At 64.2% G+C, this 10,198-nt stretch carries 9 protein-coding genes; 5 read left to right on the forward strand and 4 right to left on the reverse strand.

Translation table 11 applies throughout. The features are described 5' to 3' along the window. The first annotated feature begins 18 nt into the window (after window positions 1-18). Entirely contained in the window at window positions 19-849 is an 831-nt protein-coding gene (locus AC1A0G_RS06035) for an amino acid ABC transporter ATP-binding protein (RefSeq protein ID WP_476528314.1), read from the forward strand. Window positions 850-1,065: 216 nt separating this feature from the next. Here AC1A0G_RS06035 and AC1A0G_RS06040 read toward each other — a convergent pair whose 3' ends face one another. Beyond that, window positions 1,066-2,679 (reverse strand): ATP-binding cassette domain-containing protein, encoded by a 1,614-nt coding sequence (locus AC1A0G_RS06040; protein WP_476528316.1) that lies wholly within the window; start codon window positions 2,677-2,679, stop codon window positions 1,066-1,068. A gap of 34 nt (window positions 2,680-2,713) precedes the next feature. Beyond that, window positions 2,714-4,093, reverse strand: coding sequence for an IS256 family transposase (locus tag AC1A0G_RS06045; RefSeq protein WP_476528335.1), 1,380 nt, complete (start codon window positions 4,091-4,093; stop codon window positions 2,714-2,716). Between the two features lie 17 nt (window positions 4,094-4,110). Here AC1A0G_RS06045 and AC1A0G_RS06050 point away from each other — a divergent pair, with 17 nt between their 5' ends. The 4 genes from AC1A0G_RS06050 to AC1A0G_RS06065 all read left to right on the forward strand — a co-directional run bounded on the left by AC1A0G_RS06050 (window position 4,111) and on the right by AC1A0G_RS06065 (window position 9,052). Then, window positions 4,111-5,334, forward strand: coding sequence for an amidohydrolase (locus AC1A0G_RS06050; RefSeq protein WP_476528318.1), 1,224 nt, complete (start codon window positions 4,111-4,113; stop codon window positions 5,332-5,334). 117 nt (window positions 5,335-5,451) lie between these two features. After that, entirely contained in the window at window positions 5,452-6,741 is a 1,290-nt protein-coding gene (locus tag AC1A0G_RS06055; RefSeq protein WP_476528320.1) for an O-acetylhomoserine aminocarboxypropyltransferase/cysteine synthase family protein, read from the forward strand. 108 nt (window positions 6,742-6,849) lie between these two features. Continuing rightward, window positions 6,850-7,806: an SPFH domain-containing protein gene (locus tag AC1A0G_RS06060; protein WP_476528322.1), complete on the forward strand. Its 957-nt coding sequence runs from the start codon at window positions 6,850-6,852 to the stop codon at window positions 7,804-7,806. A gap of 271 nt (window positions 7,807-8,077) precedes the next feature. Then, window positions 8,078-9,052, forward strand: a complete 975-nt coding sequence (locus AC1A0G_RS06065; RefSeq protein WP_476528323.1) for a D-2-hydroxyacid dehydrogenase — start codon at window positions 8,078-8,080, stop codon at window positions 9,050-9,052. 19 nt (window positions 9,053-9,071) lie between these two features. On the opposite strand, the gene AC1A0G_RS06070 is transcribed toward AC1A0G_RS06065, so the two are convergent. Both AC1A0G_RS06070 and AC1A0G_RS06075 read right to left on the reverse strand, forming a co-directional pair. Beyond that, on the reverse strand, window positions 9,072-9,641 hold the full coding sequence (locus tag AC1A0G_RS06070) for a hypothetical protein (protein WP_476528324.1): 570 nt from the start codon (window positions 9,639-9,641) through the stop codon (window positions 9,072-9,074). 14 nt (window positions 9,642-9,655) lie between these two features. Further along, a partial coding sequence (locus AC1A0G_RS06075; RefSeq protein ID WP_476528325.1) for a matrixin family metalloprotease occupies window positions 9,656-10,198 on the reverse strand: 543 nt, incomplete at its 5' end.

Below are 10,198 nucleotides of genomic sequence, written 5' to 3' on the forward strand. Positions count from 1 at the left end.
GAGGGAGTGGTATTTGAGATGACTGACAACATTACGACTTCCACGACTTCCACGGGCACCGTCTCCGGTGTCGTCCCGGCCGTCAAGGCCACCGGCGTGCACAAGGCGTTCGGTTCGCTGCATGTGTTGAAGGGCGTCGACATGACCGTCATGCCCGGCACCGTCACCGTGATCCTGGGCCCTTCCGGCTCGGGCAAATCCACGTTCCTGCGACTGATCAACCAGCTCGAAACGTTGACCGGCGGCGAGATTGAGGTCGACGGTGAACTCATCGGCTACAAGCGCACCGGTCGCACGGACGCCGACGGCCGCGAGATCTGGCAGACCTTGGACGACAAGGCCGTCGCCGCGCAGCGTTCCAAGCTCGGCATGGTGTTCCAGCGGTTCAACCTGTTCCCTCACATGACCGCCATCGAAAACGTGATGGAAGCGCCCGTGCACGTCAAGCACATGAACAAGGCCGAGGCACGCGAGCTGGCGAAGACGGAACTGCAGCGCGTCGGACTGGGGGAGCGGCTCGACTACTATCCGTCCGAACTCTCCGGCGGCCAGCAGCAGCGCGTCGCCATCGCACGCGCGCTCGCCATGAAGCCCGAGATCATGCTGTTCGACGAGCCGACCTCGGCGCTCGACCCGGAGCTGGTAGGCGAGGTGCTCAACGTGATGCTCTCGCTCGCCAAGGAGGGCATGACGATGATCGTCGTCACGCACGAGATCGGCTTCGCCCGCGAGGTCGCCGATCAGGTCGTCTTCATGGACGGCGGCGTGGTCGTCGAGCAGGGCGGCCCTGACATCATCGACCACCCCACCGAACCCCGCTTCAAGGACTTCCTGCAGCACGTGCTGTAAGAAGGCTGTCAAATTTACCTCGGTGCTTGTCGCCCGTGGATAGTTCATTGAACTGTCTACGGGCGATTTCGTTGATGGTTCTCGAGGATTGAGAACATTCCCTCCCCTCTCAGGGGAGGGTGCCCGGCGCAGGCCGGGCGGGTTGGGGTACTGCGGCGCACTAGCGCCGCCAACAACACAGCATCGTGTGATAGCACGATACCAATCAAAAACCACCTACTCCAGACTATCGTGCGCCAGTCGGCTGAACATGCCGTGACCCGCGATGAGCTGGTCGTACGTGCCGCTTTCAGCAACACGTCCACGATCAAGCACGACGATCCGGTCCACATGAGTAAGCACATGCGGCCGGTGACTGATGACGATCACCGTGGTGTCCGCAGTCCGGTTCTCGGTCAGATCGTGGTAGATCGCGGCTTCGGCGGTCGCGTCCACGGCTGCGGTCGGCTCGTCCAGTATCCACAGCGGCTGGTCGGACAGGAACGTGCGTGCCAACGCGAGACGCTGCCATTGCCCGCCGGACAAACCGATGCCGCCCCATTGCGCGCCGAGCTGGGTGTCCAGCCCGTTCGGCTGGCCGGCGATGTAGGTGTCGGCGTGGGCGCGGGCGAGTCCGTTCCAGAGCTGTTGGTCCGTTTTCCGTCCGGTCGGGTCGATGAACTCGCGCACGGTGACCTCGAGCCTCGTGAAGTCCTGGAACGTCATGCTGGTCGCGCCGAGCCGGCCCAACGCGGTCGTGACAGTGGAATCGTTGGGTCTAGGCAGCGTGACCGTGCCGGAGCCGGGTTCGAGGATACCGGCGATGATCTTCGCCAGTGTCGTCTTGCCTGAGCCGTTTTCGCCGACGAGCGCGACGATCGATCCCGGCGCGATGTCGAGCGAGATATCGTCCAACGCGGGGCGAGCGGACGCGTCTGCCGCGCCGGACGTCGCCGTGTCGTTGCCGTTCGTGCCGTCGTTACTGACGTTGCCGTCATCGCCGTTGTCTTCCATGTCATCCGCCGCCGGATACCGGTACGTGACGTGTTCCGCCCGCACGCCGACCGGCCCGCGCGTCTCGGGGATTGTCGGGTTCGCCTGCAACGTGTCCATGAGCTGCTGGTAGGCGAGGACCATCGGCGTGGAGCTCATGAGTTCACCGAACGCGTCGCCGGTGCTGCGTGTGACCGACAGTGCGGTGATCACGCCGACCACGGCGGCCGCGACCGTGGTGAGTGCGGCGTGGTCGTGGATGATGATCGTCGCGAACGCGCCGCCCGCGAGCACGGCGAATGCGAGGGCGCTCAGTCCCGCGCCGCGCAATGCTTGCAGGGAGATGCGCCGCCACAGGCCGCTCATGGCCGTGTAATTGTCGTGCGCCTGTTCGGGAATGGAGAACGAGCCGCGCGTGGCGGCCAGTTCGGTGCTGGCCGGCGGATAGTCCTGCATCTGCTCGAGATAGGCGGCGCGGCGCGAATACTTGCCCTGCAAGGGCCATAGGTCGCTGCCGAGCTGCGCGTTGGCGGCCTGCGCGACGAGTTCGGGGATGATCGCCGCGCCGAGCAGGACGGCGGCGACCGGACTGGTGGTCCACAGAGACGCGGCGAGCATGATCATGGAGAACACGGCGCCCACGACGACGGTCGCGTTGGACGCGTGGTCGGCGATGTTGTACGGGATCGCGTCGCGTGCGGCGCGGATACGGTCGTTCAGACCGCGGTCGAGCGTCTGCGCGGGCGTGATGTCGGCCAGCGCGCGGGTCAGGCGCGTGCGGTATTCCGCGCCCAACGGGATCACGAGCAGTTCGCGGATACGCGACGTGACCTCGTACGAGACGGCGGAGCTTGTCAAATTGTTTGTGTATGGGTGTTTTTTGTTGTTGTTTTTAGAGGTAGGGTTCCATGCGTTCCGGGTATGCGGCGACGAGTTGGGCGAGGGCCTGTTTCCAGTTGGTGGTGATCCTGCCCTCGATGAGCCGGCATTCGTTTTTCGGTCGTTTGCCTTTCTCGGTCCTCTCCCGCTGCCTCGCGCGTTTGTCCTCGATGTCGCAGATCGCGAGCCACAGGAGCTTGACGGCGGCCTGGTCGTTGGGGAACTGGCTGCGGTTGCGGCTGACCTTCCTGAGCTGGTAGTTCAACGATTCGATGCTGTTGGTCGTGTAGATCACGCGCCGCAGCATGGGCGGGAACTGCAGGAACGGCGTGAACCGGTCCCACGCCCGCTCCCACGTGGCCGCCACCGACGGGTATTTGCGGCCGAGCTCGCTGTGCTTGAACTCGTCGAGCCGTTTGCGGGCCTGGTCCGCGTCCGCCGCCCCGTACACGCCCCTCAACCCGGCGCACACCTTCTTGCGGTCGTGATCGGCCACGAACCGGTTCGCCGCGCGGATGAGATGCACCACGCAGGTCTGCACCATCGCCTGAGGCCATGTGGCCTCGACGGCCTCGGGCAGGCCCTTCAGCCCGTCGCAGCACACGACCATCACGTCCGCGACGCCCCTGTTGGCCATCTGCGCGCACACGTTCGCCCAGAACGAGGAGCCCTCCGAATCCTGCATCCAGATGCCCAGCACGTGCTTGAGGCCCTCCATGTCGACGCCGATCGCGATGTGCGCGGCCTTCGACACGACCCTGCCGCCGTCCCTGACCTTCACTCGTATCGCGTCCAGGTACATGACCGGATAGAACTCGTCCAACGGCCGCTCCTGCCATTCGAGCACCGCGTCCGCCACCGCGTCGGTGATCGACGAGACCGTCTCGTGCGACAGTTCGGTGCCGACCGTCTTGGCGAGGTGGTGCTGGATGTCGCGCACCGTCATGCCGCCCGCGTACAGGCTGACGATCATGTCGTCCAGGCCGCCCAGCCTTCTGGAGCACTTCGGCACCAGCCTCGGCGTGAACGAGCCGTCCCGGTCCCGGGGCACCTGGATCGTGACGGGGCCGACCTCGGTGGCCAGGGTCTTGGGATACGAGCCGTTCCTCGAATTCGTCGAACCGCTCGCCGTCTTCCCTTCCCGGTCGCCGGACGCATAACCCAGATGCGAGGTCATCTCCGCATCCAGACCACGCTCCAGGGCGGCCCGCACCAATTCCGGGATCAGGCCCCCGTCCCCGGTCAATTCGACATCGCCCCTGTCGATACGCTCGAACAGGGAATCCAACGCGCCCGACGAGACCAGCCCGTCGACCAGACCACGCGCCGAACCGGCGGCAGCGCCGCCATCGCCACGCCCCTCGACCACATCGTCGTTCTTCAAGGTCACCATCATTCAATCCTTCCAAAATGGCAGCCCATACACAAACAATTAGACACCCTGACCGCGAATACGAAACGACCGCGCACATCCGGCAGATCCTCGACGACCACGGCATCGAAATCATCGATTCCGGGTTGCAGACCGGCTTGATCGCTCGAGTCGTCGGCACGGCGACGGTCGGAGGGGCGAATGACGCGGGCGGCCGTGACGGCAGCGATACCACCGACACATCGGGTGCCACGGATGTCACGGATACGCCGAACGCCGCCGGCGCAGGCCACATCGTCGCCATCCGCGGCGACATCGACGCGCTGCCGATCACCGAGGACACCGGCGTTTCGTACGCCTCACTCAACCCCGGCTGGCTGCACGGCTGCGGCCACGACTACAACCTCACCACCGCGCTCGGCGCGGCCCTGCTGCTGCAATCGCGACGCAGCACGTTCTCAGGCGCCATCAAAGTGATCTTCCAGCCCGCCGAAGAGGTCGCCGCCACCAAAGACACGCCCACCGGAGCCGTAACCGTGCTCGACACCGGCATCCTCGACGACGTCGAAGCCTACTTCGGCGTGCATGACACGAACGCCGCCGAACCCGGCACGGTCCTCATCGGCACCGGCCCCGACTCCGGCGCGGTCGACAAATTCCGCGTACACATCCACGGCACCGGCACGCACGCCGCCCGCCCGCACCGCGGCGCGAACCCGATCCGCACGCTTGCCGCGCTCATCGACGGCATCCAATCGATCGCCGGTCAGGACGTCGACCCGACCCATCCGCGCGTCGTCACCATCACCCACGTCGAATCCGGCAGCACATGGAACGTCGTCGCCCCCGACGCGTTCCTCGAAGGCACCGCCCGCACCGCCTTCCCCGAAGACCGCACGATCATCCACGACCGGCTGCAATCCATCGTCAACGGCATCGCCACGGCCTACGGCACTGACGTCGAATTCGACTGGGAATACGGCTCTCCATCCGTCGTCAACGATCCCGCATGGTCCGCGCTCGCCGCAGCCGCCGCCACCGACTTGGGCCTCACCGTCGCGCCGCCGCAACCCACGCTCGGCGGCGAAGACTTCTCTTATTATCTGCAGCGTTCGCCGGGCGCGTTCATCCACATCGGCGTAGGCAACGGCGACCGGCCGATGCACGGGCCGACGTTCTGGGCCAAACTCGACGCGCTCGCCGACGGCGCGAACCTGCTCGCCACCGTCGCGACGCGTGCGCTCGCCCGGCTCGGCGAGTAAGCGGCGCCGGCCGTCCATCGGTCCGACGCGCATGGTGACACGTTTCACACCGCAATTCCCTAAGGGTGGATAATAGATAGCTGTTTTATCGATCCATCGCGGGGAGCAACGTCCATCATGACGAAACTGAGCACCACAGCCATCCATGCCGGTTACGACCGAGCCGCCAACGCGCGCGCGGCCAGCACGCCGATCTACGCGTCGGCGGCGTTCGATCTGGAAAACGCGGCACGAGGGCGGGCGCTCGCGGCCGGCGAACTGGAAGGCTTTGAATACTCGCGCGTGGCCAACCCCACCGTCGACGTGCTCGAGAAGCGACTTGCCGCGCTCGAAGGCGGCGTCGGCGCGGTCGCCGTCTCCTCCGGCATGGCGGCCGTCTCCTTCGCGCTCATGTGCGCGGGCGAACGCGGCGGCCGCATCATCGCCTCGAAGAACCTGTACGGCGCATCCGTCGACGCGCTCGACGACTTCCTGCCCGGCTTCGGCATCGACGCCGACCTCGTGGACGACATCAACGACCTCGCCCACGTCGAATCGCTGATCGGACCGGACACGCGCGCCATCTACACCGAAACCGTCGCCAATCCGGGCACCGAAATCGCCGACATCGAAGCGCTCGCCGAACTCGCGCACCGCCACGGCATCGCGCTGATCGTCGACAACACCGTGCCCACGCCGTATCTGCTGCGTCCGATCGAATTCGGCGCCGACATCGTCGTGTATTCGACCACGAAAGGCATCACCGGACACGGCAACGCGATCGGCGGCGCAATCATCGACGCCGGACGCTTCGACTGGGCGAACGGGCGCTTCCCGCAGTTCACTCGCCCACAGCAGGTCATCGCCGACTCGGACGGCACACCGCGCAGCTTCGCCGACGCGTTCGGCCGCGAGGCGTTCATCCGCCGCATCCGCATCAAATACCTGCGCACGTTCGGCGCGGTGCAAAGCCCGTTCAACGCATACCTGACGCTCATCGGACTGGAGACGCTGCCCGAACGCGTGTCGCGCCAGGTCGCCACGGCCACGGCGATCGCACGCCACCTGACCCGCGCGCCGCACGTCCTCAAAGTCAACTATTCCGGACTCGGCAACACGCCCCAGTACGCGCTCGCCGCGAAATACCTGCCGGACGGCGTCGGCCAGATCCTCTCGTTCCTCGTCGACGGCGACGCGTCCAACGTGCGCCGCATCCTCGACGGCACGAAGCTGTTCTCGTACGTGCCGAACATCGGCGACGCGCGCTCGCTCATCGTCGACCCGGCGAACATCACGCACCGCGAGGTGCCCGACGACGTGCGTCGCGCGGCCGGCGTGACCGAGAACCTGATCCGCCTGTCGATCGGACTCGAGGACGCGGACGATCTGATCGCCGACCTCGACCAGGCCATCGCGAACGCGTACTGAGCGGTGGCGCGGATCGCCCGGGCGGTTCACGGCGGCGACTGATACGATGGGAACCGTAAGCCGGCGTCGAGGACGGTGCCGGACGGATATGGAAGGGGACCATCCATCATGCTGTCATTCGATTTCACCGGGCCGATCATCGCGGCCGTCGTGCTGGTCGTCGTCATCGCGTTGCTGTGCGCGGCGATCTTCGTCGTGCCGCAACAGCAGGCGTACATCATCGAACGCTTCGGCAAGTTCCACAAGGTGCAGTTCGCCGGCATCCACGCGCGCATCCCGCTCGTCGACCGCATCGCTACCAAAACCAACATGCGCGTCTCGCAGCTCAACGTGCAGCTCGAAACCAAGACGCTCGACAACGTGTTCGTCACCGTGGTCGCCTCTACGCAGTTCCGCGTGAACGCCGAGAACGTGGCCACCGCATACTACGAGCTGCGCGACCCGGCCGGCCAGCTGCGCAGTTACATGGAGGACGCGCTGCGTTCCGCGATCCCGGCGCTCACCTTGGACGACGCGTTCGCGCGCAAGGACGATGTCGCGTTCGACGTGCAGAAGACCGTCGGCAACGAGATGGCGCGCTTCGGCTTCACCGTTGTTAAGACGCTGATCACCGCGATCGACCCGTCGCCGCAGGTCAAGAACGCGATGGATTCGATCAACGCCGCCCAGCGAGAGAAGGAGGCCACGCGCCAGCGCGCCGAGGCCCAGCGCATCCAGATCGAGACGCAGGCCGCTGCCGAGGCCGAGAAGACGCGTCTGCAGGGCGAGGGCCAGGCGAACTACCGCCGTGAGATCGCCAACGGCATCGTCGACCAGATCAAGAGTCTGCAGGCCGTGGGCATGAACATCAACGACGTGAACAACGTCGTGCTGTTCAACCAGTATCTCGACGTGATGCGCTCGCTGTCCGAATCGAAGAACGCGAAGACCGTCGTGTTGCCGAGCGCCACGCCCGGCGGCTACGAGGCGCTCTACCGTCAGATCACCGAGGCGATGCTCACCGCCAACGAAACCAAGACCGACGGCGGCGACGCGCCGTCCGGCGTGGCTTCCGCCGCGAAGTAGCCGTTCGGCTTCGTTTCCGTCTCCGTTAGGGAGGTTGCCCTGCGGTTCGCCATTGTTGCCGTGTCCTGATTTTCCCTCCCCTGACAGGGGAGAGTCGTGAGGGTGCCGGTGTGGGGTCGAGCCGTGGGGTTTCCCTCCCCTGACAGGGGAGGGTATCGGCTCAGCCGACGGGTGGGGTCGCCCGGGACGCACGTACTATCGCCAGCCTATACCGGGCTCATCCGCAATCCAGATCCCGCATCAACGTATCCGCTCGCCCTACAATGGCCGTATGAGCAAGACGATCATCAACTGCCTGCCGTTGACCGACGAGGAACGGCAGGCGTTTTGCGATGCCGTGAACGGCACCGACGTGCATCAGGAATTCGTGGGCGTCGCCGCACAGCGCGGCATGATGGGCTGGAAGGCGATTGTGCCGGCTGACCTGCGCGGAATCGCCACCGCCGTCATCGGCAACATCCCCGCCGACGAATGCGCGCAGTACCCAAACCTTGAATGGCTCCAGACTTGGAGCGCCGGCGTCGACCGGTATCTCGCACCCGGCGTGCTGGGCGAGGACGTGCAGGTCACGAACGCGACCGGCGCCTACGGCCAGACCGTTGCCGAGCACCTGTTCGCGATGATGTGGTCGCTGATGAAGAACATCCCCATGTACGCGCGCCAGCAGACCGAACAGCGCTGGCATGACCTCGGAGCCGCGCTCAGCCCGGCCGGCGCGACCGTGCTCGTGATCGGCACCGGCGACATCGGCTCGCATTTCGCGACGCTGTGCAAGGCCGTCGGCGCGCATACGATCGGCGTGCGCCGCGACAAGACCCGCCCGACGGACGGCATCGACGAGATGCATGATTTTGGCGAACTCGACTCGCTGCTGCCCGCCGCCGACGTCGTGGCGATGGCCGTACCGGCAACGCCCGACACGTATCATCTGATCGACGGCCGTCGCCTGACGCTCATGAAATCGACCGCCGTGCTGCTCAACGCCGGCCGCGGCACCGCCATCGACCCGCGCGCGCTCGCCCGCGCCCTGTCCGAAGACCAGCTGCACGGCGCCGGCCTCGACGTCACCGAACCCGAACCGCTGCCCGCGTCCAGTCCGCTGTGGAACGAACCGCACTGCCTGATCACCCCGCACGTCGCCGGCGGCAACCATCTGGCCGTAACCGAGGACCGCATCATCCGGATCGCGCTCGGCAACGTGCGCCGCTACGCCCACGGCGAGCCGCTCGCCAACCGGCGCAGGTAAAAACAGCGAAGCAGCGTCCTTACCGTATGGCTTCCTTGACATCATCAAGTGAAACGGTAACGGGAATGTCGTCTCCGGTGCCGACGACGAGGCGGATATAATCCAAATCGTCGTCGCCCAATCCAAGCAGTCCTGGCTCTCCATTGAGTAGGTAGATTCCTGCGTTGACTCCGACCGGATAATATTGTTCCGCCAAATCACCATCCAAGCCGGACTGAACCAGAAACAGCAGTACATGCTGTCCATCCTTGAGGATATCGGGTCCGCTGCCCCCGGTTTGTCTGACGACGACCGTGCTCGAACTGCTTCCCTTCAGCGTCTGCTTCACATCGATATCGTGGATGGCAAACGGCAGTGTGTCGTCGATGTCGTGGGCAACGTGAGAACCACCTACCACGCCGGTGATAATGAGTTCGCTGTCGGAGGCGAGCGCGGCTAATGAGTCGTATATCATGACTCTTGACATATTGCTGTTGGTGACTGTCGGCGGCTGATAATTGCCTTGCGTCGCGCGCAATCCGCATCCTGCGAGCAGCCCGCACGCAATCATACAGATCAATGCGACTGCCGTCCTACGCATATTCCTCATATTGCTCACCTGACCTATCGATAAATGGTATTGATTCCAGCAATATCATCTGAGGCTAGATCACGAACGCCGTTATTGTATGCTACCCAAGTTTGGTCGTACATCACGGTATATGCATTGCTGTGATGATGCTCAAGACCAAGTCCATGTCCTAATTCGTGAAGCCAAGTAACTTTTATTCTGGAAACTGCGGTATTTGCTGGCAGATAGTAGGTATTGATGTAGCTTCTTGCCCAAGTAAGTGCGTAGCTTCTTGCGCCACGTGCTTCATTCGTATTAGTGCAAGGGCGATTGTAAACAAGTTGGGTGCATCCCTCCCATCCGCTGTAACCATAATTTTTGACTTTGGCGACCCACTGTGCGCCATTATGTCGTGAAAGATGAACGTTGGTTCGTGACGAATAGCTGCTCATTGCCTGATTAAGAGCGGTGGAATAATTTGGCGCTTGTGTTGTTTTCGTGGGTGTGGGTTCGTCGTTGAGCCGTTGAGGGAGTAAGAGAAGAGCGCTTCCTGGGTAGGATGTTTTCGACCAAGATAAACAAACAACCAAAAAGCG

This window comes from Bifidobacterium sp. LH_230 (assembly GCF_056357555.1).

Coding starts and splice junctions, on each gene's coding strand:
- AC1A0G_RS06055 (WP_476528320.1), top strand. CDS start 5,452: ATGACGAAACTGAGCACCACAGCCATCCATGCCGGTTACGACCGAGCC.
- AC1A0G_RS06065 (WP_476528323.1), top strand. CDS start 8,078: ATGAGCAAGACGATCATCAACTGCCTGCCGTTGACCGACGAGGAACGG.
- AC1A0G_RS06045 (WP_476528335.1), bottom strand. CDS start 4,093: ATGGTGACCTTGAAGAACGACGATGTGGTCGAGGGGCGTGGCGATGGC.
- AC1A0G_RS06035 (WP_476528314.1), top strand. CDS start 19: ATGACTGACAACATTACGACTTCCACGACTTCCACGGGCACCGTCTCC.
- AC1A0G_RS06060 (WP_476528322.1), top strand. CDS start 6,850: ATGCTGTCATTCGATTTCACCGGGCCGATCATCGCGGCCGTCGTGCTG.
- AC1A0G_RS06070 (WP_476528324.1), bottom strand. CDS start 9,641: ATGAGGAATATGCGTAGGACGGCAGTCGCATTGATCTGTATGATTGCG.
- AC1A0G_RS06050 (WP_476528318.1), top strand. CDS start 4,111: ATGGCAGCCCATACACAAACAATTAGACACCCTGACCGCGAATACGAA.